Genomic DNA, 24,659 nt, shown 5'->3' on the forward strand with positions numbered 1-24,659 from the left:
GCCCCGGCAGACTGGTTCAGTTTTTTGCCAAAAGGATAAATCAGCAGCTATCCAAGGCCCAGCAATACCCTAAATATCCAACAGGTGGAGAACTATAAAAACGCCCTAACTCATAATATTTTCAAGGTAATTTCAGAAGCCTCTGAGGAACTTCAACTAGAAAGCTACGTAATAGGCGGCTTTGTCCGGGATTATATCCTAAAACGCGGTGAGCCTAAGGATATCGACATCGTTGCGGTAGGCAGTGGAATTGAACTGGCTAAAAAAGTAGCCGAAAAGCTTCCTCATAAACCCAAGGTGCAGGTTTTTAAAACCTATGGTACGGCCATGCTGCGTGCCTTCGATATGGAAATCGAATTTGTGGGAGCGCGCCGGGAAAGCTATCAGAAAAACAGCCGAAAGCCCCTTGTAGAAGACGGTAGCCTGGAAGATGATCAGAACCGGCGGGACTTTACCATCAATGCACTGGCCCTTGGACTTAACGAAAAAAATTACGGGGAACTCCTGGATCCTTTCAATGGCCTGGGCGATCTCAAGGCTAAACTGATCAAGACGCCATTAGATCCTGATATCACCTATTCGGATGATCCGCTAAGGATGCTCCGTGCTATCAGGTTTGCTACACAACTAAATTTTAAAATCGAGAAAGAATCCCTGGAAGCCATTTCCAGGAATAGAAGCAGGATCAAAATAATTTCAAAAGAAAGGATCACCGAGGAGCTTCATAAAATTATCCTGGCTGAAAAACCTTCAAAAGGATTTTCGCTGTTGCATAAAACTGGGCTTCTGCACATTATTTTACCTGAGCTTACTGCATTAGAAGGCATAGATGAGGTTGAAGGTCAGCGTCATAAAGATAATTTCTGGCACACCCTTGAGGTAGTGGATAATATCGCAAAGCATACCGATGATCTTTGGTTGCGCTGGGCAGCGCTTCTGCACGATATAGGAAAGGCTCCCACGAAAAAATTTCACAAGAAAATAGGATGGACTTTTCACGGGCATGAGTTTGTGGGAGCGAAAATGGTTTTTAAGCTGTTTAAACGCCTGCGACTCCCGCTTAATGAAAAGATGAAATATGTCCAGAAACTCGTACTGATGAGTTCCCGCCCCATCGCCATTGTGGATAACAATGTGACCGACTCAGCGGTTCGCAGACTCATTTTCGATGCAGGCGAGGATATTGAAGATTTAATGACACTTTGCGAGGCCGATATTACCACGAAAAACCCCAGACGCTTCAAAAGATATCATAACAACTTCAAATTGGTACGCACCAGGATGAAAGAGGTTGAGCAGCGTGATCAGATACGCAATTTCCAACCCCCTGTTAGTGGAGAGGAAATCATGGAAACTTTCAACATTAAACCCTCCAGGGAGATCGGGATAATCAAAGAGACCATTAAGGAGGCTATCTTGGAAGGAGAAATCCCTAATGAACATGAAGCGGCCAGGGAATTAATGCTAAAGAAAGGAAAGGAGCTTGGGTTAACGGCTACCTGAGTTTTATTGTAAATATTTATGAGCCCATTACATTCAAAAGATGAAAGACAATAAAAGAGTAATTTACTGGCTGCTTACAGGTTGTGTTTTAATTTTTATCATGGTCATTGTTGGAGGGATAACCCGCCTTACCCATTCCGGACTTTCCATCTCGGATTATAAACTGATCACCGGCACTATTCCACCCCTGAATGAACAGCAATGGACCGAAGCCTTTGAGTATTACAAACAGTTCCCGGAATACCAAAAGAAAAACTATCATTTTACCCTGGAGGAGTTTAAAGATATTTATTTCTGGGAATGGCTTCACAGGGTCCTGGGCCGCTTAATTGGGATCGTTTTTATCATACCATTTTTATATTTTCTCATTACCAAACAGCTCACCAAACCCACTATAAGAAAATCACTTATCTTACTGCTGCTGGGCGGATTCCAGGGGTTTCTGGGCTGGTATATGGTAAAGAGCGGCCTGGTTGACAGGCCGGATGTAAGTCATTACAGGCTGGCAGCGCACCTGATCACGGCTTTTTTGACTTTTGCCTACACCCTTTGGGTAGCCCTGGATCTGATCTACCCGAACCGAAGCAGTATTGACAAAGATTTCAGGAACCTGCTAAGACTGGCAATGGTCATCCTTATCCTTCAAATCATCTGGGGAGCTTTTGTGGCCGGACTCGATGCCGGGTTTATCCATAATTCATGGCCTCTGATGGCTGATGGAAAATTAATCCATGAAAGCGTCTGGATCGAGCAGGAAAGCTTATTAATGAATTTTATCGAGGGTAAAAGTGGCGTTCAATTCGTGCATAGGTACCTGGCTTATATCGTGGTGGGTGTGATCCTTTACATCTGGCATCGATCCAGGAAACTAGCCCCTAAGCACCGGCATCCAACAGCCATTAACTCCCTGCTGATCCTGCTGGGCCTTCAATTCCTTCTAGGGGTTTTGACCTTGATCCTTTATGTACCGGTTTGGTTGGGAGTCGCACACCAGGTAGGCGCTTTTTTCCTTCTGGCAGCTATGACCTATACCCTGCACAGATTTACCAAATAGCTTTCATTCTCATCTAAAAAACGTAACTTTGAAGCCTTAAAATTAATATTATGGTTTACAGATTTAGAGTAATTCTCGATGCAGAAGAAGATGTGTTCAGGGATATAGAGATACTTCAGGAAAGTACTTTGGAAGACCTTCATAATACTATCGTTCAGTCCTTTGGTTTTGACGGTAGTGAAATGGCTTCATTTTACCTGAGTGATGAAGACTGGAACCAAGGTGAAGAAATTTCACAATTCGATATGGGTGGTGAAGTTCGCCTTATGAATGAAACCAGCATAGAAAGTGTGTTGGATGAGAAAAACAGGAAAATCATCTACGTATATGACTTTTTAAATATGTGGACCTTTCTTATAGAACTTGGTGAAATTGCCGAAATTGAGGAGGGAAGAGACTATCCTAATCTTATGTTTGTTCATGGCCAGTTACCGGATTCCGCTCCCGATAAGGAGTTTATTGGCGAGGATCAGGATGTTGGCGGTGAATTCGATGATGATCTCGATATCGATGATTACGATAATTTGTCCTTCGACGAAAACTGGAATTAAGCTTTTCTCCAGCTGCCAAACATCGTACAATTTCGCTTTAAAGTTTTAAAGCTTCAGAAGAAAAATTTCACTACTATTACACCTGTATTTAAAACCGGTTCCCTGGTATTTGATTTAACTCAAATTCCACAAGCCGGCATATGGCAATGACTAAACCGATTTCCGACTACTCGGAAATGACCAAAAATAACATACGGAATGATCAACCTTTTTAATGCTCAAATCGAATCGCTTTCTATTCACAGGGTTGGAAATAAAAGCAGAAACGAGAATATCTTTTTATCAGCAGCGCCTTATCAATTGAACGATGAGATCATGCCTCTTATCAAGGAGTATTTTCTTAAATCCTTCAGGGAAAAGGAAGAGAATTATTTTCATTTTGCCCACCAGGCAGATTTAGAGTTCAACGAACTCTTTAATATGGCCAATGCTATCTTTGATAAGCCCGCTGATATACACGAGATCTCCAAGAAAATCACCACCCTGCTCTTTGAGCAATCCTCTCACCCGCATATAAAAAGCGGGGAGGTTTATGTGGTGTATTTTGACAACATGCAGCTGGATAACGAAAAGGTCTCGGCCATAGGAATTTTCAAATCAGAACTCAAACATGATTTCCTCCAGTTTGAAGAAAAAGGCAGTATTCTGGATATGATCGTTCAGCAGGGAATCAACCTTAACAAACTGGACAAAGGCGCCCTTATTTTCAATAAAAATCGGGCCGAAGGTTATAAAATATTATCGGTGGATTCCAATAAATATGATACCAAGTACTGGCTGGAAAATTTTCTGGGTGTCGATGTGATGCGGGATGAGAATTACAACACCAAAAGTTACCTGAATTTCTGTAAAAATTTTGCCAAGGATGTTGTTTTGCCTGCTGAAGACAAAAAGGAAGAGGTCATGTTTATGAACCGAAGTATGGATTATTTCGCCAAAAACGATGCCTTTGAGGAAAGTAATTTTCTCAATTCCGTAATTGACAATCCGGAGCTTTTACCCGAATTTCAGCATTATAAAACCGAAAAAGCTCCAAAATACAAAATAGAAGATCTCACCGAATTCCCTATTGCCAACAAGGCGGTAACGGATGCCCGGAAAAAGATCAAAAACATCATTAATCTCGATACCAATATCCAGATCAAGATGGACTTTGTAAATGCCGAATCAGCCGATAAATTCGTGGAAAAGGGCTGGGATGAAGAAAAACAGATGTATTATTATCTGGTGTATTTCAACAAAGAAGAAAAAAGCTAATAGTGAAAAAAGGGACCTGAAAGTCCCTTTTTTTAATCCTGTAGCAAACGTTTCATATTCACATTCTCATAATTACGCATGACAAAATCCAGGGCTGTACGAAGGATTTGCCCCATGGTATTGGCCCGTTTAAACTTCATGTCATTGGTATACCGGTAGAGATCTTTACGGAGTTGCTTGACATTCTGCTGAGTGGACACATGATCATTGATCATACACCTTATCAGCTCTTTGTAGCGCTGCCTGGTATTGATCATTCTTTTGGCCAGCAGGGAACGTTCTTCCTTTCGGTACTGCTCAATAGAAGATTCCTGCAATTTCTCCTGAACGAGTTTTACCATCGTGTAGTTTTCCTTAAAGAACTGGGGCCGGTAGACCTTTAAATTCCCTTCAAAACACTGCTGATCGAAATCTATCGCCCGGATCTGGTATTCCACGTGGTCAAAATCATGGGTCGGAATGACCACATAATTGTAGGATCTCATATCCCCCAGGAGCCTTACCGTACAGCGTTCATTGAATTTCACAAACTGTTTTGCGATTTGGGTCTGCGCACGGTTATCGCAGGCCGGCAAATGTTCTTCTATAAAGACATCGCCCGGGATCCCGGCTATATGCTCCTCAATCAGGGTGTCCTTATACACCAGAAAGTTGATACGATGCGGTGAAAGCAGGTGTTCGAATTCAAGGCCATAGATCCTGGAGGCATCCGCCTTTTTTACATAGAAATAAGTGAAACTGTCATTGAGGATATTACGCACCCTTACCCGAAAAGGTTTGGAATTACCAAAGGTGCAATAATCAATAGCATCGATATTTAAAAATTCCAGCGAATCATCACTTCCATCAGAATGCAAAATGGTGTAGACCTGTTTCAGGCTTTCATCAATTTCGGTGCGCTCGTGATCTTCATAATAACAGCGTACCCAAAAGGTATCCTGGTCATGCTGGTCATACACCACAATAGACCCGGCGAACCGTAAAAGATCATCATAAAATACGGGGATTTTCGTATTTCGATTATGTTTGGCCAGGTAACGATTAAACCTTTCATTTACAGGAAAAGAAGGCTTTTTCCTGGACATTAATTTTTCTTCCATGCTCGGCGCAGTTTTTTCAAAAATAAGCTATCTCTCCAGAACTCTGTAACAAAAGCTTACCTTAGTAGTCATATTACAAATATTTCTTTGATTTTGGAAACAATTTTAAAAATAAGCCAGCTTACCAAGAAATTTGGTTCGCTTACCGCTGTGGACCAACTCTCCTTTAGTATTCAAAAAGGAAATGTATACGGTATTCTGGGGCCCAACGGAAGTGGAAAATCGACCACCCTTGGAATGATCCTAAATGTGGTTAATAAAACCAGCGGTACTTTCTCCTGGTTTGAAGGCTTCGAATCTACCCATGAGGCACTTAAAAAAGTAGGGGCCATTATCGAACATCCCAACTTTTACCCTTATATGACTGCTGTTCAGAACCTCGAACTGGTATGTAAGATCAAAGGGGTCAGCAAGGAGAAGATCGAGGAGAAACTCGAGCTGGTTGGTTTATTGGAGAGAAAGGATAGCAAATTCAGAACTTTTTCCCTGGGGATGAAGCAACGTCTGGCCATTGCCTCGGCCCTGCTCAATGATCCTGAAATCCTTATCCTGGATGAACCCACCAATGGCCTGGATCCCGAGGGGATTCATCAGATCAGAGAGATTATCCGTAAGATCGCCGGAGGGGGCACCACGATTTTACTGGCCTCTCACTTACTCGACGAGGTGGAAAAGGTTTGCACCCACGTGGTAATCATCCGAAAAGGAAAAAAACTATACAGTGGACCCGTCGACGGAATCAATGCCAGCCACGGTTTCTTTGAACTCAAAGCCAAAAACAACGATCTTTTAATACAGATCCTCGAAGGTCATCCACATATTGCCAGGGTTTCTGAAAAGGACGGCCTGGTGACTGCTATTCTTGCTGATCCTATGGAGCCGGAAGTCATCAATGAATATATCTTTGAAAAAGGCTTATCCCTTTCTTATCTGGTTAAACGCCGCGAGAGCCTGGAAGAACAGTTTTTGGAATTAACAAAACAAATACACGCTAGCTGATTATGTTACGATTACTCGATATAGAATTTCATAAATTAAGATATAGCCGGTCAGCCAAAGTTCTGGTGTTTTCTTATTTTATTCTTTTAAGTTTTATCGCCCTTATCGCGTCCATAGAATTCAATATAGGAAGCCTTGAATTCAGGGTGGCGGATCAGGGCATTTTTGATTTCCCTTTTATCTGGCATTTCAATACTTATATCGCATCCTTTTTGAAATTATTCCTGGCCATTGTCCTTGTCTCGATGATTTCCAATGAATACAGTAACCGGACTTTAAAACAAAACCTCATCGATGGTCTTAGTAAAAAGGAATTCATAAGTTCCAAATTTCTTACCGTGCTCGTTTTAGCAGTAGCCTCCACCCTTTTTCTTTTTTTCCTTTCGCTTATCCTGGGATTGTCCTTCTCGGAAAACACGGAAGTTTCGATCATCTTTACCGATATTGAATACCTCCTGGGATACTTTATCAACCTCACGGGCTTTTTTGCTTTCTGTATGTTCGCAGGAATGTTAATCAAACGATCAGCATTTGCCCTTGGGTTTATCTTTATCTGGTGGGTCCTGGAAAATATCGCTTTCGGAATCATGAAATGGCGGTTGTTTCCAGGAACCGAAATTGCCGATACCATCGCCGGTTTATTCCCTTTGGAGGCCATGAGTAAACTACTGGTAGAGCCCTTCAGCCGACTTGGAGCCGTACAATTAGCTGCCACTCAAATTGGCTCTGAAATCGACAAGGATTACAGCCTGCATTTCACCAATATCCTAGTTGTGGTAATTTGGACGGTTATTTTTGTCTTTCTATCGTATAAATTATTAAAGAAGCGGGATTTATAATACATTGGGGAACACAATTGTAAAATGAAGCCCTCCTTATTCTTGCTCATTATTTTTTCCCTTGCTCTTTCCCAGCCGTTAAAGGCTCAAAGGGAAGCGGCAAACTGGTATTTTGGTGACAGTGCCGGACTTGATTTTAACACGGGCGTGCCTGTGCCTCAAATTGGTAAGTTACAAACCGTAGAGGGATGTGCCACCATATCAGATCGTTTTGGAAACCTGTTGTTCTATACCGATGGCATGCAGGTCTATGATAGAGGACATAACAGGATGCCTAACGGTTTTGGTCTAAAAGGCAACGTCTCCAGTACCCAATCGGCCATTATTGTTCCCAAACCTTCCAACCCGGGTAGGTATTATATCTTCACAGTAGATAAACCCGATTATTACCAGATCGAAGATGATCCTATAGAAGGGGTAAACTACACGGAAATTGATATGTCTTTAAACAACGGGCTAGGTGATGTGGTGCCCGGCAGGAAAAACATACATCTTATCACCTATGATCCCAACGATGCCGTAGAAAATGAATTCAAGAATTCAGAAAAAATTTCCGCGGTCAATCACGCTGATGGCAGTTCCTTCTGGGTCGTCACCCAGTTCATAGACCGCTTTCTTGCCTTTAAGGTCAGTGCCCAGGGAGTAAGTACGGCCCCGGTAGTATCGACTACCCCGAATTCGGTTCCTCCCAGGCTAAATCAATACAACATAAATGTTACGGCAATAGGGTATATGAAAATTTCTCCCGATGGCACGATGATCGCATCGGCAATGAGCTCTACCGCCCTGGGCAGTCCCAGGACAGGAACCAAAAAGTCGGGAAAAGTATTTTTGTACGACTTTGATAATTTAACCGGAAAAGTCAGCAATGAAAGGGTAATACTGTCAGCCTCCTACCCTTATGGGGTAGAATTCTCCCCCAAGTCCACCAAACTTTACGTTACGGCCAATATCTATAATGAGGAGGATGTTTTATTAAACAGCGATCTCTACCAATTCGACCTGGAGAGTAGTCAGATCCTGAATTCCCGAAAGACCATTTCCAGTAGCAATAACGTTGCCGGGGCGCTTCAACTGGCCATCGACGGAAGGATTTACCGGGCCGGTTACCCCATATTTGAACAAAGGCATCGATTTATGTCTGTCATTAAAAATCCGGAAGCCTCCTTTAATGCCGTGAGTTATGACCATAACAGTATAGGATTAAGACCCGGAGTGGTTAAACTTGGGCTCCCTCCATTTATACAGTCTTTATTTCTTACCAATTTTGATGCTAAACATCTCTGTCTAGGGGATGAAACGGAATTTTTTATAACCAGCGATGAACCTTTCGACTCGGTGCGTTGGGATTTTGGTGACGGAAATTCTTCCGATGCCGAATCACCCAGGCATACCTATGCGGCTCCCGGAAGTTATGTGGTAAGCCTGACAAAATACATTGACGGAGAAGCCCTGGATCCTATCCGTAAAGAGATCTATATCTCAGAAGTGCCGCCTATAAAGGACAGCTATGAACTTATTCAATGTGATACCGGAGAGGATACCAGCGACGGAATTGCCGTTTTCAACCTTCAGCTGGCTAAAGACCCTATCACTTACGATAATCCCAATACCCAGGCCATTTTTTATGATGATTATCAAACCGCGGTAAATGACAGCCTGAATCAACATAGCATTGAGGATTTATACACCAATCAATACCCTGGACAAGTGGTTTACGCCAAGATCAATCAATTCAACTCCGAATGTTTTGATATTGCCAAGGTTAGCTTAAGGACCAAACCCACCATCACCCTTACCCCTGCCCCTGCCCAGGGTTGCGACCTTGGGGATGGTACCGCAGAATTCAACCTGGGAAGAATCCGTCAAAATATCCTCACTGATCTTAAGCTTCCGCCGGGAACCGAGATAAGTTTTTACCAGGACCAGGACATGGCGGCTATCGGTCAGAATCCTTTACCTGACCTCCATATTGCTCCGGCCGGAACCCTGTACCTGCGTGCTGATCATGAGAATATTTGTTATGGCTTTGGCAGTATAGCTATGGAGGTCAACCCATTTCCGGAAGTGGAGGAAACAATGCAGTTGGAAGTTTGCCTTTCAGCATTTCCCATAGAAATTTCACCGAATATCACCCTGGCTAGTACCAGTGATTTCAGCTTTTTCTGGGCCGATGGAAACCTTGGCAGGAGTCTTTCGATAAACCAGCCCGGTCATTATTCCGTGGAGATTATTGATAACAAGATTGGCTGTGGAAGGACGGTCTCTTTCGAAGTAACTGCACTCTCCAGTCCCACGATCCAGGGTATAAGCATTGATAACCAGGGGGAACGAAGCACCCTTAGGGTTAATTACACCTCCGACACTCCTGCCTCTTTCTCCCTGGATAATATTGACGGGCCTTTCCAGCAGAGCCCGGTTTTTCGGAATGTCCCCGGTGGGCCCCATAGGGTCTATGCCAGAAATACCAATAATTGCGAAATTGTGGAAAAAGCCGTCCTGGTGTTTGGTTTTCCCCCGTTTTTCACCCCTAACGCTGATGGTTACCATGATCGATGGAAACCGTACCAAATTCAGGATCCTGCCTATCGCATTAAAAATATTCATATTTTTGATCGTTACGGAAAACTGCTCAAAGAACTTGATCCCGATGGAGCCGGCTGGGACGGTACTTTTGACGGGAATCCTATGCCTTCCGATGATTACTGGTTTAAGATCAGCCTTGAGAACAGCCGTGAAATCAAGGGTCATTTTAGCTTAAAGCGGGAGCGAAAATAGCTTTTCCTGATTTGAAAAGGTATGATAATTGCTTGTGTGGGAAGGGCCATAGTAAAAAAACTGTATGAAATTTAATTTAGAATCTGATTACAAACCAACCGGGGACCAACCCGAAGCCATACGTCAGCTTGTAGAGGGTCTTGGAAATAATGATCGTTACCAGACCCTGCTGGGGGTTACCGGATCAGGGAAGACCTTCAGTATGGCTAATGTGATCCAGGAGGTTCAAAAACCTACCCTGGTACTTGCCCACAATAAGACACTTGCTGCCCAGCTTTATTCCGAATTCAAGCAATTTTTCCCCAATAATGCGGTGGAGTATTTTGTGAGTTATTATGATTATTACCAGCCCGAAGCCTTTATTCCGTCTTCGGGTACTTATATAGAAAAGGACCTTTCCATTAATGAGGAGATTGAGAAACTTCGCCTTAGTACAACTTCTTCCCTTTTAAGCGGCAGAAGGGATGTGCTGGTAGTGGCTTCGGTTTCCTGTTTGTATGGGATTGGAAATCCCGTAGAATTCCGTAAAAACGTGGTTTCCATAGAAAGGGATATGAACATCTCCCGGACCAAGTTACTTCATCAGCTTGTTCAGAGTCTATATTCCCGCACGGAAGCGGAATTTTCCCATGGAAATTTCAGGATAAAGGGGGATACGGTAGATGTCTATCCAAGTTATGCTGATAACGCCTTTCGAATCCATTTTTTTGGGGATGAAATTGAGGAAATAGAAGCCTTTGATCCCGGCACCAATGATGTGATCGAGAAGTATGAACGGCTTAATATATATCCGGCCAATATGTTTGTGACTTCCCCTGATGTGCTACAAGGCGCGATTCATCAGATCCAGGATGACCTGGTCAAACAAGTAGATTACTTCCGGGATATCGGGAAACACCTGGAGGCCAAACGACTGGATGAAAGAACCAATTTTGACTTAGAGATGATCCGGGAACTGGGGTATTGCTCCGGGATAGAGAATTATTCCAGGTATCTCGATGGCAGACAGCCCGGAACGCGCCCCTTCTGTTTGTTGGATTATTTCCCCGATGATTACCTGATGGTAGTCGACGAAAGCCACGTGACCATCCCTCAGGTGCACGCGATGTACGGGGGGGACCGTTCAAGAAAAGAAACCCTTGTAGATTATGGGTTCAGACTGCCAGCGGCCATGGATAACAGGCCATTGAAATTTGAAGAGTTTGAAGCCCTGCAAAACCAGGTGGTTTATGTCAGCGCCACGCCTGCTGATTACGAGCTGCAAAAATCAGAAGGAGTTTATGTAGAACAGGTCATACGTCCAACCGGTTTGCTGGACCCGGTAATCGAGGTCCGACCGAGTTTAAACCAGATCGATGATCTGGTCGAAGAAATTCACGTGAGAGTAGAGAAAGATGAGCGCGTTTTGGTAACTACCCTTACCAAGCGGATGGCCGAAGAACTCACCAAATATTTAACCCGAATAAATATCCGTTGTAGGTATATACACTCTGATGTGGATACCTTAGAACGAGTGGAAATAATGCAGGATCTTAGAAAGGGGCTTTTTGATGTCCTCATTGGGGTAAACCTGCTTAGAGAAGGCCTGGACCTCCCGGAGGTTTCCCTGGTTGCAGTCATTGATGCGGATAAAGAAGGTTTTCTGCGAAGTAACCGGTCCCTGACCCAGACCATTGGGCGTGCCGCCCGCCATGTGGAGGGTAAGGCGATTCTTTATGCGGACAAGATTACCGACAGTATGCAAAAGACCATAGACCAGACTACCTACCGTCGTGAAAAGCAAATTGCCTACAACAAGGAAAATAATATCACCCCTACCCCGCTGGTGAAAAAGATCGACAGCGCGCTGATAAAACAAAAGCTGGATGTCTATGATCATGAAAAACCGATTACTTCTAAAGTGGCAGAAGCGGAATTAGCAATGCTCTCCAAGGCAGAAATAGACAAAAGAATAAAAGAGAATCGCAAGGCAATGGAAGCCGCTGCCAAAGATCTCGATTTTATGGAAGCTGCAAGATTACGGGATCAGATAAAAGCCTTACAGGAAAAAGCGAAGGAAAAGGCCTGATTCAAAGGTGCTACCCGAAACCTCAGGAAATACCTTAACTCATAAAAGCACTCTTTGCATGTTCCAGGAACCCACCGGATCCTTTTCGCCTAGGCTCTGTGGCCCGGCAACATATAAAAAAACCTCACAGGGTTGATGTGAGGTTTTTTACTTTTGAGCACTCCCTAATTACTGGATCTCAATCATTCGTTTAGCCTGAACCTTAGCTTCTTCGCGTTTAGGAAGCCCGATGAATAAAACCCCATCTTTATAGGAAGCAGAGATTCTTTCTGTGTCAACGGATTCTGGCAGACTAAAGGCACGCTTGAAATTGCTATAGCTAAATTCCCTTCTGGTGTATCTTCCATTTTTTTCTGAAGATTCCTTTTCCTTCTTCTCTTCTGAGGAAATGGTCAGCACATCATTTTCAAGCTCGATATTAAAGTCGGCTTTGGTCTTTCCAGGCGCAGCAACCTCAACGGTAAAGGCCTCTTCATCTTCCTGGATATTTACCGCGGGAATGCTTGTACCAATACTGTTTACATTAGTAGTGCCTCCTAACCAGTCGGTTTTAAACATATCGTCAAAAACCGAGGGCAACCAATTGGTCTGATCTCTTTTAATTAAACTCATAGCTGTATATTTTTTAGTTGAACATTTATTTTTTTAAAAGTATTAGCAATTTAAAGTCCAAATAAAAAAATAATGACTATTTGTCTGATTTGAAGTTAGTTATACTGTCTTTTTGACGTATATATTTGGATTTACTATCCTCTTATCTCTGGAAATACCTACCTTAGAGCAAACTTCCGATTAATGAAAAAGCTTTCCGCGAATCTATTAGGGGCCTTTCATGCCATCAAAAGCAAGATCGCCTTTTACCCTAGTTTATTTGCTTTCATTGGCTTTTTATTAGCCTTCCTCTTGATTTATGCTGAAAACCGAGGTATTTCAGCATACCTGATGAATAATATCCCGAGCCTGGTGGTCAACGATGGAGATACCGCACTAACTATTTTAAGTGCCTGCATTACCGGATTGATCTCGATGATGGTCTTTAGCTTCTCCATGGTGATGGTCCTGCTCAACCAGGCATCGACCAATTATTCGCCCCGACTATTGCCGGGGCTGATCTCCGATAAAAAACACCAGGTCATTCTGGGGATCTACCTGGCCACCATACTCTATTGCATATTTATCGCTGTTTCCATCCAACCTGAAGGGGAAGATTACCAGGTTCCGGGGTTCTCGGTATTAGTGGGCATCATCTTTACGGTGATCTGCATTTGGGCCTTCATTTATTTCATCCATACCATCTCACAGAGTATACAGATTAATAACATCCTGGATAGCATATACAGGTCGGCAAAGAAAAGGCTTAAATTCCTTATTGAGGACCCGGCAGATACCACACGAACTTTTCCCAGCAGCAAAGACTGGCAGGAATGTTATGCCGAAAAAAGCGGATATTTTCAGCACCTGAACCTGGAGAACCTCAAGACCATATGTGACAAGGAAGAGATTGACCTGCATATTCTCCCGGTCAAGGGGGTCTTCGTGCTAAAAGGCATCCCTTTACTCAAAACATCCAGGAAAATAAATGAAGAATCAGTTCAGCAGATCCGGGATGCGATTGTTTTTTCCAGGGGAGAACTGGTCTCGAGAAACTATGCCCTGGCATTTAAGCAGATAACCGAAATCATTGTTAAAGCAATGTCCCCGGGGATCAATGATCCTGGAACGGCAATGAATGCCATCGATTATCTCACTGAACTCTGGGCCCTGAGGATGCAAAAAAACGATTTCAGTGTCCATACCACCGATAAACATCAACGTATTAAGGTAAATGTGATAAGTTTTGATGAACTCATGTACAATGTAATGGCATCCCTGCGTACCTATTGCAAACAGGATATTATTATTGTTCAGAAACTCGGGGTCATGTTCCGGTATTTGCAATCCCAGGACAGTATAGATTCCGGGTATTACAAGGTCATAGACCGGGAGGCCCGGGCGCTACTTATAGATGCCTATAATGAAATCACCAATCCCGAGGACCAGGAGATTCTCAATAGAATTTCTGAAAAATTGCATTTGAATATTGACCGCTGAAATAAGAAAGATTATTTTTGCCCAATGGGATTAACAAATAACGATATTTTCAAGAAATTAAGAGTGGCTCATAAATTACGCGATGACGATATCGTGAAAATTTGTGCCCTCGTGGACTTTAAAGTCACTAAAAGTGAAATCGGTGCGATTTTCCGGAGTGAGGATCACCCTAAATATATGGAGTGTGGGGACCAGTTCCTTCGGAATTTTCTCAATGGCCTTATCATTCATCTTAGGGGGCCAATGCCCAAAAAGAAACAGGAATAAAAAGCAAAGACCCCTTTCGGTGAAAGGGGTCTTTTAGTTATTAGTTAAAAGAAGCCTGGTTTATCGGACCAGCTTTTTATACTTAATTCGCTTAGGCATTACATCACCTCCTAAACGCTTCTTTTTGTTTTCTTCGTAATCCGAGAAGCTTCCTTCAAAGAAATAAACCTGTGAATCACCTTCAAAGGCCAGGATATGGGTACAAACCCTATCCAGGAACCACCTGTCGTGAGAGATGACCACGGCACATCCTGCGAAATTCTCCAGACCTTCTTCCAAAGCACGAAGGGTATTGACATCCAGGTCATTGGTAGGCTCATCGAGCAACAACACGTTACCTTCCTCTTTCAGGGTCATTGCCAGATGCAGTCGGTTCCGTTCCCCGCCCGATAACATGTTAACCTTTTTATTCTGTTCGCTTCCGCTAAAGTTGAACCTGCTTAAATAAGCCCTGGAGTTCACCTGGCGGCCACCCATCATAACAAGTTCCTGCTCATCGCTAAAGTTTTGCCAGATTGTTTTTTCCGGGTCTATATTGGAATGAGCCTGATCTACATAGGCGATCTTGGCAGTCTCACCTACTTCAAAACTTCCCTTATCTGGTTGTTCCTCTCCCATGATCATTTTGAAGATCGTGGTTTTACCTGCGCCGTTAGGCCCGATAATCCCCACAATTCCCGCCTGGGGTAATTTGAAATTCAGATCCTCATAGAGGAGTTTGTCCCCAAAAGCTTTGCTCACGCCTTTTGCCTCGATCACATTGGTACCGAGACGGGGTCCGTTTGGAATGTATATCTCCAGTTTCTCATCGACCTGTTTTTGATCCTGGCTAAGGAGTTTATCGTAATTATTAAGCCTGGCTTTTTGCTTAGCTTGCCTTCCCTTGGGATTCATCTTGGCCCACTCTAATTCGCGTTCCAGTGTTTTCTGACGTTTGCTCGCCTGTTTTTGCTCCTGGGCCATGCGTTTTGATTTCTGATCCAACCAGGAAGAATAGTTTCCTTTCCAGGGGATTCCCTCTCCCCTATCCAGTTCCAGTATCCAACCTGCCACATTATCAAGAAAATACCTATCGTGTGTCACGGCGATGACCGTACCTTTATATTGGGCCAGGTGATGTTCCAACCAGTGAACCGATTCGGCGTCCAGGTGGTTGGTAGGTTCATCTAACAGCAGAATATCGGGTTCCTGAAGTAAAAGCCGGCATAAAGCTACTCTTCTTCGCTCCCCTCCTGAAAGCACACTAATAGGCTTATCGGGTTCCGGGGTACGCAGGGCATCCATGGCAATTTCAAGTTTGGTATCGAGTTCCCAGGCATTGCTGGCATCAATCCTATCCTGAAGCGCAGCCTGCTTATCCATAAGTTTTTGCATCTTATCTGCATCCTCGTACACCTCAGGCAGACCAAACATATCATTGATCTTATTATATTCATCAAGGACCTCCACGGTTTCAGCTACCCCTTCCTTGACCACCTCTAGAACGGTCTTATCCTCATCGAGTTTAGGTTCCTGTTCCAGGTATCCCACGGAGTATCCCGGGGAGAATACCACGTCTCCCTGGTAATTTTTGTCTTCTCCGGCAATGATGCGCAACAAGGTGGATTTTCCAGAGCCGTTAAGACCCAGAATTCCGATTTTTGCACCGTAGAAGAAACTTAAATATATATTTTTCAATACCGGAGTGTTCGCATTTTTATACGTTTTAGTCACTCCAGACATGGAAAAAATCACTTTTTTATCGTCTGACATATTTCTCTTTTTTAATATTTTGACCCTTAAAAACTTAATTCCTGATACCCTGCAAATATCATAAAATTAACTCAGAAATTTAGGGGTTCTTGGCTGAATAAACACCCAGCAGTCTTGAAATGATCACAAGTTGGCCCAGATGGTAAGCCGTATGTGTTATCACAAGCATTACCTCATGCAGCAAAATTTGATCTTCAGCATGCTTAACAGGCAATAACAGCGCATTGGTTTGATCCTCAATGAACCTAATGAACTCTTGACGTTCCTTTAGATAATCAGATTTGAGAGCCTCCCAGGCATGGCTGCTTTTAGGAGCCGGTGAATCAGGCCAGTAAGCTTCAGGCCATTTGGGAGTCTGATAACTGCCGGCCATACAAAAGTCCATTATATCCTTCTGAGCAATCCTTATGTGAAAGAAGAGTTCATAAAAGGAATATGGTAACCCGGCCGGTCGCACCCCTAAGCTTTCAAAGGGGACCCTATCGATCTGTTCATCAATGGGCAAGAATGCTCCGCCTCCAAGAAGGTGATCCACGAGTTGTTTTCGAAACTGACTTGATTCCAAATTTAAACCCTTCCTTTTAGCGCGTTAAAAACCCAGGAAATGGCAAAAAATCCTATCCCTACCACCGAGAAACCGATGGCGTATTCCAAATATTTAAGCACCCCAAGTAATACCAGGGCCGTCCCGATGATAAACATAATGAAGGACGCCCATCCGAAGATGGTATTTTTATTCATTCCCATAATATATTCTTTACTACAAATATCGGGTTTTTGAATATAATTTAGCATTTAAAAATACCACCTATTTTGTATTTTAGCCAAAATAGGGCCTGGATTTAAAATAAAATCTGAAATTTTACTAAGGAATAATCCATTTACTTCAGAAAAAAAGATAATATGAATATGACTTTTAATAAGAATGAGGACCATAATAAACTTCTGGTTTCTTCCTTAAACCATAAACTTAAACGTACCAAGCTTGGAGGTGGAGAAAAACGCATCGAGAAGCACCATGCCAAGGGAAAAATGACTGCCAGGGAACGGATAGATTTCCTGTTGGATGATCCTGAAAATTCTATTGAAATAGGGGCATTGGCAGGAGATGGAATGTATGAGGAACACGGCGGCTGCCCTTCGGGAGGAGTGGTTGTAAAAATCGGGTATATCTCCAAAAAGCAATGTATTATCGTGGCCAATGATGCCACGGTAAAAGCAGGAGCCTGGTTCCCCATTACCGGAAAAAAGAACCTTCGTGCGCAGGAGATCGCCATAGAGAATCGCCTTCCAATAATTTACCTTGTCGATAGTGCCGGGGTTTACCTGCCCATGCAGGATGAAATATTTCCCGATAAAGAACATTTCGGGAGAATCTTCAGAAATAACGCGGTAATGAGCGCTATGGGAATTACCCAGATCGCTGCGGTGATGGGTAGCTGTGTAGCAGGTGGTGCCTATTTACCTATTATGAGCGACGAAGCTCTTATCGTGGAGAAAACCGGAAGTATCTTCCTGGCCGGAAGCTACCTGGTCAAAGCGGCTATCGGGGAAAGCGTGGATAACGAAACCCTGGGCGGAGCTACTACACATTCCGAAATAAGCGGGGTTACCGACTATAAAGCTAAGGACGACAAGGATGCCCTGACCCGGATTAAAAATATTATGGATAAGATGGGGGATTTCGACAAGGCGGGCTTCAGCCATAAAAAAGCGGTAAAGCCAAAGGAGAAACCTGAAGAGATCTATGGGATCCTTCCCAAGAAACGCAGCGATCAGTACGATGCGATGGAAATCATAAAACGCCTGGTAGATGGTTCGGAATTTGAAGAGTATAAGGCCGGGTACGGACAAACCATCATTACCGGCTATGCCAGAATTGATGGATGGGCTGTAGGCATTGTCGCCAATCAACGCAAGATCGTCAAGACCAAAAAAGGAGAAATGCAGTTTGGTGGTGTGATCTATTCTGATTCGGCCGATAAAGCCACCCGATTTATTGCCAATTGTAATCAGAAAAAGATTCCTTTGGTTTTTCTCCAGGATGTTACCGGATTTATGGTGGGCAGTAAAAGCGAACACGGTGGTATTATCAAAGACGGAGCGAAGATGGTCAATGCGGTCAGCAACTCGGTAGTACCTAAATTTACCGTGATTATGGGGAATTCCTATGGTGCTGGTAATTATGCCATGTGCGGAAAGGCCTATGATCCCAGGTTGATTGTGGCCTGGCCAAGTGCCGAGCTTGCCGTTATGGGGGGAACCCAGGCCGCAAAAGTCCTTGCCCAGATTGAAACGGCTGCCCTGGAGAAAAAAGGCGAGAAAGTAGATCAGGAAAAGGAGAAAGAGGTTTTCAACAAAATTAAATCCAGGTACGATGCCCAGACCTCCCCTTATTATGCAGCGGCTCGCTTATGGACCGATGCCGTCATAGATCCCATGGATACCCGGAAATGGATCGCTATGGGAATTGAAGCGGCCAACCACGCCCCGATTAAAAAGGACTTTAATATGGGAGTCATTCAAACCTAATTAAGCTTTAAAAATTGTTATGAAAAATTTATTCTTACTTGCCTTGGCCCTTTTTACCACCTCCCTATCGGCACAAGTGCTGAGCAACAAAGAAGGGAAATATACCCAGGCAGATAGCCTTCGAGGCTCCCTTCGTCCTGAACGGGCTTATGATGTCCAGCGATATCATCTTAAACTCAGGGTTGAACCACAAAAAAAGTATATCTCGGGCTCGAATACCATCAGTTTCCGGGCAGAAAGAGACTTGGCTGAAATTCAGATCGATCTCTTCGAAAACATGAAGGTAGATTCCATCATGTACCAGGGTCATAAGCTTCCGTATTCAAGAAAATACAACGCGGTTTTTGTGGAGTTTGAAGATCCGGTCAGGGAAAATGCTTTAGACTCTATTGAATTCCATTATTCCGGACATCCGGTAGTGGCCAAGAATGCCCCCTGGGATGGCGGTTTTGTATGGGATAAGGATAAGGATGGCAATCCCTGGATCGGGGTAGCCGTGCAGGGGACCGGTGCCAGCCTGTGGTACCCCAATAAAGATCATCAAAGCGATGAACCGGAAGGAGTCCGGCTCGATATTGCAGTACCCAATGGATTAATGAATGTATCCAATGGGCAGTTTATTGGTAAAAAGAATCTTGGTGACGGTTTTACCAGGTGGAGCTGGAAAACTGTCAATCCCATCAACAACTACAACGTAATGATCAATATTGCCAATTATGTGCATTTCTCAGATTCCTATAAAGACCTGCAACTCGACTATTATGTATTACCCTATAACCTGGAAAAAGCCAAAAAACAATTTAAAGAGGTTAAACCAATGATGGATTGTTTCTATGAAAAGTTCGGAGAGTATCCTTTTGTGGAAGACGGCTTTAAGCTAGTGGAAACGCCCTATTTAGGCATGGAACACCAAAGCGCCGTGGCCTATGGAAACCAATATATGATGGGCTACCTGGGCAATGATCTCTCGGGAACCGGAATAGGTTTGAAGTGGGATTTCATCATTATCCATGAATCGGGGCACGAATGGTATGGCAACAGTATCACGGCCAACGATATTGCCGATATGTGGATCCACGAGGGTTTCACTTCCTATTCCGAAGCCGTGTATATTGAATGTCGCTGGGGCAAAAAGCAGGCTCTGGAGTACCTTAAAGGGACAAGGCGTGGCATTGGAAACTCCAAACCGATCATTGGGGATTACGGGGTCAACAGCGAAGGTTCCGGGGATATGTATCCTAAGGGAGCCAATTTACTAAATACCCTAAGGAGTATTTATGACGATGATAAGCTCTGGTGGAAAACCCTGAAAGAATACACTCAAACCTACAAACACCAGACTATAGATACCGAGCAGACCGAAGCATTTTTTGACCAGACCGTGGAGGTAGATCTCCAGCCGGTTTTTGATCAATACTTAAGGTATTCTAAATTACCTCAACTTCAGTTTAAAGAGGAAAATGGAAAAATCGCCTATCGCTGGCAGGCCGATGTGGATAGCTTTGAAATGCCGGTAGACATTCTTATTAAAGACTCGGAAAAAAGGATCTTCCCAAGCGAAAACTGGCAGTATTTGGATCCAGATATTGAAGATCTGGATGATATTAAGGTAAACGAGCTTGAATTTTACATAGATGCCGCTTTCATGGAATAAGAGAAAATACTAAGCCTAAGACCGACCTGCATTTTTAATAAATCTGCAGGTTTTTTTTGTTTCAAAGCCAGGTATCATTTTCCGTTATTCCACTGCAAATCAATGCCCCCTTGCTCGTTAAATTTATTCTAATCCTCTAAGATTCCCTATATGTTCTGGAAATTATTAGTACCTTAAATTAAGGGTATTTTAGGTAGTCCTTCCTAAAAACCACCTCGTCAATTGATCCATAAAACTAAATCAAAAAATGTCAGGAATTAAAAATCTGAAGTTTAGCGCCGTAATTTTAGACATGGATGGAGTAATTACCCAAACTGCAAAAGTTCATGCCAGGGCCTGGAAAAAAATGTTTGATGAATTTTTAGCCGAAAAAGAAGGAGCTAATTTCCAGCCCCTGGACATCAAGAATGACTACAGCAAATACATTGATGGGATCCCACGCCTTGACGGGATCCGTACTTTCCTAAAGTCACGTCATATCGACATTCCGGAAGGGACCCCTGATGATCCCCCGGAGCGCACTAGCGTTCACGGCCTTGGAAAAAGAAAGAACCAGATCTTTCGGGAGGTTATACAAAAAGATGGGGTGCAGGTTTATGATGATGCCGCGAAAATGATTGAAAGGTGGAAAAAGCAAAATATCAGGCTTGCCGTAATCTCTTCCAGCCGCAACTGTAAATACATCCTGGAAAAAACTGGTCTTGAAGAAAAATTTGAGGTAAGGATCGATGGCAATACCTTAAAAGAAGAGGCTTTAAAAGGCAAGCCGGAACCTGACATATTCTTAAAGGCAGCTCATGATCTGGGTGTAAGGCCTGAAGAAACCATCATTATAGAAGATGCCATCCAGGGAATACAGGCAGGAAAAAAAGCAAGCTTTGCCGGTGTGATTGGTGTGGCAAGAAATGGTAACAGGAAATCGCTAAAGGAGGCCGGAGCAGATATCGTAGTAAAAAAACTCACGGCACTATTTGCACCTGATAAAAAAGATCCCGACTCACTTCCCGATGCCCTGGAAACTATGGAGACACTATTTAAAAGAATAGGCAACAGAAAGACGATCATTTTTCTTGATTATGATGGTACATTAACCCCAATAATTTCCGATCCTGATGCTGCCCAATTGCCCGATGATAACCGCAAGGTAATTACCGAGCTCTCCAGGATCACCCCTGTAGCGATCATCAGTGGGCGTGACCTTCAGGATCTAAAATCAAAAGTGCAAATAGGCACTGTGATTCATGCCGGGAGCCATGGTTTTGATATTACAGGGCCTGATGGCCTGGAAATGGTACACCAGTCGGAAAATGAGGTTTCACAGGCCCTCGATGAAGCTGAAAAACGACTCAAAGAGCGGCTAAGAGGTATTGAGGGGGTAAACATCGAAAGAAAAAAATTCGCCATTGCCAATCATTACAGGAATGTAAACCCCAGGGAGGTTCAAAAGGTAAAAGATGCAGTGCATAAGGAAGCAGATCGTCAGGATATTTTGAAAACGGGCAGCGGAAAGAAAATCCTGGAACTCAAACCCAATATTGACTGGAATAAAGGCTATGCCCTGGATTGGCTAACCCAAAAAATGGACTGGAATAGCAAAGCGTATTTCCGGATATATATAGGTGATGATATTACGGATGAAGATGGTTTTGAGGCCCTTCAGGAGGATGGGATTGGAATTCTGGTCGGCACCCATGGGGAGAAGACTGCAGCATCTTTGGCTCTTGGCAGTACAGCAGAAGTAACCAGGTTTCTTCAGCAATTAAAAGATCGCTTAACCCAGGAGGAAGAAAAAAATGAATTATGACAGCATTTCGAATATCCTATAATGACTGGAAGCCTGAACAGCAGAAACTCAGAGAGGCCCTTTGTACTTTAGGTAACGGTTATATGGGTACCCGTGGCGCCGCTGAGGAAAATTCCAATGACCAATTCAATTACCCGGGAACCTACCTGGCTGGAGGTTACAATCGGGCCAAAACAAATATTGCAGGAAGGGATATTGAAAATGAGGATCTGGTTAATTTCCCAAACTGGCTATGCCTTAGTTTCCGGCCTCAGGGCGGAGAATGGTTAGACCTTGAAAAAGTAGAAATTATTGAGTACCAGCAAGTCCTGGAGATGAAAAAAGGCAGCCTGGAACGAATTTTCAAAATAAAAGATCCCAAGGGCCGAATAACTTCCATTGTCAGTAGCCGCCTGGTTAGCATGAGAGACCTGCATCTTGCCGGTATCCAATGGCAAATAACACCCCTGAACTGGAGTGGAAATATAGAAATTCGCAGCGCCCTGGACGGTACGGTGGTCAACGATAACGTAGCGCGGTACCGTGAACTCGAAAAGCACCATTTAGAACCTATCAACAGCGAGGTTATCGATGAGAACAGCATGCTATTACAGGTACAGACAAACCAATCGAAAATCGCCATGGCCCAGGCGGCCAGAACCCGGATCTATGCCGGGCCAAAATTGGTGAAAACCCAAAGTAGTCCTACACAAAAAGAGGGCTATATAGAACAGGTATTTCGCTTTCCGGCAAAAGAGGGGCAAAAATACGTAGTGGAAAAGATCGTGGCCATTTATACCAACCGTGACAGAGCTATCGCAGCGCCATCGATTGAAGCCTGTAAGGATATTAAACGGATAGGAAGGTTCAGAGAAATGCTTTATAGACAAAAGGAGGTCTATAGGTTTTTGTGGCACCGGTTTGACATAGGCATTATTGGTAGTAAAAAAATTCAGCAATTAACCCGGCTGCATATTTTTCATAGCCTGCAGACCATTTCCCCCAATACCATGAGCCTTGATGTAGGGGTTCCCTCAAGAGGCTTGCACGGGGAGGCCTACAGAGGTCATATTTTTTGGGATGAACTTTATATTTATCCGTTTCTCAACCTGAGGTTTCCTGAAATTACCAGAAGTTTATTGATGTATCGTTATTACAGATTGGATGAAGCACGTCATGCCGCCACCCAGGAAGGTTACCGGGGGGCAATGTTTCCCTGGCAAAGTGGAAGCAACGGAAGAGAAGAAAGCCAGGTTTTACATTTGAATCCGGAATCGGGAAACTGGATCCCGGACCAGACGCATCTGCAACGCCATGTGAATTCGGCAATTGCCTTTAATATCTGGAATTATTTTGTAGCTACCGATGACAAGCTCTTTCTTTCCTATTTCGGAGCTGAACTCTTCCTTAGTATCGCTTTATTCTGGTCAAGTAAAGTCACCTATAATAAGGAGCGGGAACGATACGAGATCCATGGGGTTGTTGGACCCGATGAGTATCACACCTCCTATCCCGATTCAAAAGAACAAGGTCTTAAAAACAATGCCTACACAAACATCATGGCAGCCTGGGTACTTCAAAAAGCTCTGCACATCCTTGAACTCATTGAAAAAAGCAGAAAACGAGAACTGCTCCGAGTCCTGGACATCGATGATGCCGAATTATCTTTATGGCAGGACATCAGTAAAAGAATGTATGTGCCTTTTATCGAAGAACAGATAATCAATCAATTCGAGGGATATGAGAAGTTGCAGGAGTTCCCCTGGAAGGAATACCAGGATAAATACGGGAATATCCAGCGTCTTGACAGGATCCTGGAAAAGGAAGAAGATAGTCCCAATAATTATAAGGCCAGTAAACAGGCTGATGTCCTGATGCTTTTTTACCTGTTCACCCAGGATGAATTAAAAAATATTCTTGAAAACCTGGGCTATGAGTTTACCCCGGAGATGATTCATAAGAACATTGAATTTTACAGTGAGCGCACCTCTCATGGATCTACCCTTAGCCGGTTGGTGTTTTCATGGATCCAGTCAAAGTATGATAAGGCAAAAGCCTGGAAAAATTTTGAAACCCTGATCATCAGTGATTTCGAGGACATCCAGGGAGGAACAACTCCGGAGGGGATTCACCTGGGAGCCATGGCTGGATCTCTGGACCTTATACAACGAAATTTTGCGGGACTTGCCGTATGTGATGACGCCTTATGGATAAACCCTAGAATCCCCGAAAGTATCAAAAAGATTTCCATGCGCATCAATTATAAAAAGCACTGGATCTATGTCTCTGTTAATCATAAAAAATTAAAGATATCCTTTGAAGAAGGCTGGAGCAATGAAGTAAATATCGGGGTACTCGACCAGGTATATCAATTTAAAATTGGAGAAGTAAGGGAATTTTCACTGATCCCGCAATCATAAACTATCAATGC

The 24,659-nt window shown here is 43.5% G+C and carries 19 protein-coding genes; 14 read left to right on the forward strand and 5 right to left on the reverse strand.

What is annotated here, in order from left to right:
• The first annotated feature begins 84 nt into the window (after positions 1 to 84).
• From ACW6NC_RS07500 to ACW6NC_RS07515, 4 genes are all read left to right on the forward strand, one after another.
• Positions 85 to 1,503: a CCA tRNA nucleotidyltransferase gene (locus tag ACW6NC_RS07500; protein WP_457864895.1), complete on the forward strand. Its 1,419-nt coding sequence runs from the start codon at positions 85 to 87 to the stop codon at positions 1,501 to 1,503.
• A 40-nt stretch (positions 1,504 to 1,543) separates the two neighbouring features.
• The gene (locus tag ACW6NC_RS07505; protein ID WP_457864897.1) at positions 1,544 to 2,557 is read left to right on the forward strand and encodes a COX15/CtaA family protein; all 1,014 of its coding nucleotides are present in this window, start codon (positions 1,544 to 1,546) and stop codon (positions 2,555 to 2,557) included.
• 50 nt (positions 2,558 to 2,607) lie between these two features.
• Complete coding sequence (locus ACW6NC_RS07510) at positions 2,608 to 3,108, forward strand: IS1096 element passenger TnpR family protein (protein ID WP_457864898.1); 501 nt, start codon at positions 2,608 to 2,610, stop codon at positions 3,106 to 3,108.
• Between the two features lie 198 nt (positions 3,109 to 3,306).
• Positions 3,307 to 4,365 carry a nucleoid-associated protein gene (locus tag ACW6NC_RS07515; protein ID WP_457864900.1) on the forward strand — a complete coding sequence of 353 codons (1,059 nt, stop codon included), beginning with the start codon at positions 3,307 to 3,309 and terminating at the stop codon, positions 4,363 to 4,365.
• Between the two features lie 32 nt (positions 4,366 to 4,397).
• Here ACW6NC_RS07515 and ACW6NC_RS07520 read toward each other — a convergent pair whose 3' ends face one another.
• Positions 4,398 to 5,465: a hypothetical protein gene (locus ACW6NC_RS07520; protein WP_457864902.1), complete on the reverse strand. Its 1,068-nt coding sequence runs from the start codon at positions 5,463 to 5,465 to the stop codon at positions 4,398 to 4,400.
• Between the two features lie 93 nt (positions 5,466 to 5,558).
• Between ACW6NC_RS07520 and ACW6NC_RS07525 the strand changes: the two genes are divergently transcribed.
• The 4 genes from ACW6NC_RS07525 to uvrB all read left to right on the forward strand — a co-directional run bounded on the left by ACW6NC_RS07525 (position 5,559) and on the right by uvrB (position 12,149).
• Positions 5,559 to 6,464 carry an ABC transporter ATP-binding protein gene (locus ACW6NC_RS07525; protein WP_457864903.1) on the forward strand — a complete coding sequence of 302 codons (906 nt, stop codon included), beginning with the start codon at positions 5,559 to 5,561 and terminating at the stop codon, positions 6,462 to 6,464.
• A gap of 2 nt (positions 6,465 to 6,466) precedes the next feature.
• Entirely contained in the window at positions 6,467 to 7,303 is an 837-nt protein-coding gene (locus ACW6NC_RS07530; RefSeq protein ID WP_457864905.1) for an ABC transporter permease, read from the forward strand.
• Between the two features lie 24 nt (positions 7,304 to 7,327).
• On the forward strand, positions 7,328 to 10,081 hold the full coding sequence (locus ACW6NC_RS07535; protein WP_457864907.1) for a T9SS type B sorting domain-containing protein: 2,754 nt from the start codon (positions 7,328 to 7,330) through the stop codon (positions 10,079 to 10,081).
• Between the two features lie 64 nt (positions 10,082 to 10,145).
• Positions 10,146 to 12,149 carry an excinuclease ABC subunit UvrB gene (uvrB, locus tag ACW6NC_RS07540; protein ID WP_457864909.1) on the forward strand — a complete coding sequence of 668 codons (2,004 nt, stop codon included), beginning with the start codon at positions 10,146 to 10,148 and terminating at the stop codon, positions 12,147 to 12,149.
• A 168-nt stretch (positions 12,150 to 12,317) separates the two neighbouring features.
• On the opposite strand, the gene ACW6NC_RS07545 is transcribed toward uvrB, so the two are convergent.
• Positions 12,318 to 12,761 (reverse strand): Hsp20/alpha crystallin family protein, encoded by a 444-nt coding sequence (locus ACW6NC_RS07545; protein WP_457864911.1) that lies wholly within the window; start codon positions 12,759 to 12,761, stop codon positions 12,318 to 12,320.
• 183 nt (positions 12,762 to 12,944) lie between these two features.
• Between ACW6NC_RS07545 and ACW6NC_RS07550 the strand changes: the two genes are divergently transcribed.
• Positions 12,945 to 14,240 carry a DUF2254 domain-containing protein gene (locus ACW6NC_RS07550; protein ID WP_457864913.1) on the forward strand — a complete coding sequence of 432 codons (1,296 nt, stop codon included), beginning with the start codon at positions 12,945 to 12,947 and terminating at the stop codon, positions 14,238 to 14,240.
• Between the two features lie 24 nt (positions 14,241 to 14,264).
• Positions 14,265 to 14,507 (forward strand): DUF1456 family protein, encoded by a 243-nt coding sequence (locus ACW6NC_RS07555; protein ID WP_457864914.1) that lies wholly within the window; start codon positions 14,265 to 14,267, stop codon positions 14,505 to 14,507.
• Positions 14,508 to 14,567: 60 nt separating this feature from the next.
• On the opposite strand, the gene ettA is transcribed toward ACW6NC_RS07555, so the two are convergent.
• The 3 genes from ettA to ACW6NC_RS07570 form a co-directional block, all read right to left on the reverse strand.
• The gene (gene ettA, locus ACW6NC_RS07560) at positions 14,568 to 16,259 is read right to left on the reverse strand and encodes an energy-dependent translational throttle protein EttA (RefSeq protein ID WP_457864916.1); all 1,692 of its coding nucleotides are present in this window, start codon (positions 16,257 to 16,259) and stop codon (positions 14,568 to 14,570) included.
• 79 nt (positions 16,260 to 16,338) lie between these two features.
• Complete coding sequence (locus tag ACW6NC_RS07565; protein ID WP_457864917.1) at positions 16,339 to 16,824, reverse strand: DinB family protein; 486 nt, start codon at positions 16,822 to 16,824, stop codon at positions 16,339 to 16,341.
• 2 nt (positions 16,825 to 16,826) lie between these two features.
• Complete coding sequence (locus tag ACW6NC_RS07570) at positions 16,827 to 17,006, reverse strand: CAL67264 family membrane protein (RefSeq protein WP_457864919.1); 180 nt, start codon at positions 17,004 to 17,006, stop codon at positions 16,827 to 16,829.
• Between the two features lie 156 nt (positions 17,007 to 17,162).
• Between ACW6NC_RS07570 and ACW6NC_RS07575 the strand changes: the two genes are divergently transcribed.
• The 4 genes from ACW6NC_RS07575 to ACW6NC_RS07590 all read left to right on the forward strand — a co-directional run bounded on the left by ACW6NC_RS07575 (position 17,163) and on the right by ACW6NC_RS07590 (position 24,648).
• Complete coding sequence (locus tag ACW6NC_RS07575; protein WP_457864921.1) at positions 17,163 to 18,791, forward strand: acyl-CoA carboxylase subunit beta; 1,629 nt, start codon at positions 17,163 to 17,165, stop codon at positions 18,789 to 18,791.
• Positions 18,792 to 18,810: 19 nt separating this feature from the next.
• Positions 18,811 to 20,445, forward strand: coding sequence for a M1 family metallopeptidase (locus ACW6NC_RS07580; protein ID WP_457864923.1), 1,635 nt, complete (start codon positions 18,811 to 18,813; stop codon positions 20,443 to 20,445).
• Between the two features lie 247 nt (positions 20,446 to 20,692).
• A complete protein-coding gene (gene otsB / locus ACW6NC_RS07585) occupies positions 20,693 to 22,249 on the forward strand; it encodes a trehalose-phosphatase (protein WP_457864925.1) in 1,557 nt (518 codons plus the stop codon).
• A complete protein-coding gene (locus tag ACW6NC_RS07590; protein WP_457864927.1) occupies positions 22,246 to 24,648 on the forward strand; it encodes a glycoside hydrolase family 65 protein in 2,403 nt (800 codons plus the stop codon). Before otsB ends, ACW6NC_RS07590 begins: the two co-directional genes overlap by 4 nt.
• Positions 24,649 to 24,659: the final 11 nt, after the last annotated feature.

It is taken from the genome of Salegentibacter profundi, from assembly GCF_054121475.1.

What these genes read in the sequence shown, in the direction of transcription:
- ACW6NC_RS07580 (WP_457864923.1), top strand. Translation starts at nt 18,811, where the DNA reads ATGAAAAATTTATTCTTACTTGCCTTGGCCCTTTTTACCACCTCCCTA.
- ACW6NC_RS07520 (WP_457864902.1), bottom strand. Translation starts at nt 5,465, where the DNA reads ATGGAAGAAAAATTAATGTCCAGGAAAAAGCCTTCTTTTCCTGTAAAT.
- ACW6NC_RS07545 (WP_457864911.1), bottom strand. Translation starts at nt 12,761, where the DNA reads ATGAGTTTAATTAAAAGAGATCAGACCAATTGGTTGCCCTCGGTTTTT.
- ACW6NC_RS07530 (WP_457864905.1), top strand. Translation starts at nt 6,467, where the DNA reads ATGTTACGATTACTCGATATAGAATTTCATAAATTAAGATATAGCCGG.
- ACW6NC_RS07505 (WP_457864897.1), top strand. Translation starts at nt 1,544, where the DNA reads ATGAAAGACAATAAAAGAGTAATTTACTGGCTGCTTACAGGTTGTGTT.
- otsB (WP_457864925.1), top strand. Translation starts at nt 20,693, where the DNA reads ATGTCAGGAATTAAAAATCTGAAGTTTAGCGCCGTAATTTTAGACATG.
- ACW6NC_RS07590 (WP_457864927.1), top strand. Translation starts at nt 22,246, where the DNA reads ATGACAGCATTTCGAATATCCTATAATGACTGGAAGCCTGAACAGCAG.
- ACW6NC_RS07510 (WP_457864898.1), top strand. Translation starts at nt 2,608, where the DNA reads ATGGTTTACAGATTTAGAGTAATTCTCGATGCAGAAGAAGATGTGTTC.
- ACW6NC_RS07550 (WP_457864913.1), top strand. Translation starts at nt 12,945, where the DNA reads ATGAAAAAGCTTTCCGCGAATCTATTAGGGGCCTTTCATGCCATCAAA.
- ACW6NC_RS07515 (WP_457864900.1), top strand. Translation starts at nt 3,307, where the DNA reads ATGATCAACCTTTTTAATGCTCAAATCGAATCGCTTTCTATTCACAGG.
- ACW6NC_RS07535 (WP_457864907.1), top strand. Translation starts at nt 7,328, where the DNA reads ATGAAGCCCTCCTTATTCTTGCTCATTATTTTTTCCCTTGCTCTTTCC.
- ettA (WP_457864916.1), bottom strand. Translation starts at nt 16,259, where the DNA reads ATGTCAGACGATAAAAAAGTGATTTTTTCCATGTCTGGAGTGACTAAA.
- ACW6NC_RS07570 (WP_457864919.1), bottom strand. Translation starts at nt 17,006, where the DNA reads ATGGGAATGAATAAAAATACCATCTTCGGATGGGCGTCCTTCATTATG.
- uvrB (WP_457864909.1), top strand. Translation starts at nt 10,146, where the DNA reads ATGAAATTTAATTTAGAATCTGATTACAAACCAACCGGGGACCAACCC.
- ACW6NC_RS07555 (WP_457864914.1), top strand. Translation starts at nt 14,265, where the DNA reads ATGGGATTAACAAATAACGATATTTTCAAGAAATTAAGAGTGGCTCAT.
- ACW6NC_RS07575 (WP_457864921.1), top strand. Translation starts at nt 17,163, where the DNA reads ATGAATATGACTTTTAATAAGAATGAGGACCATAATAAACTTCTGGTT.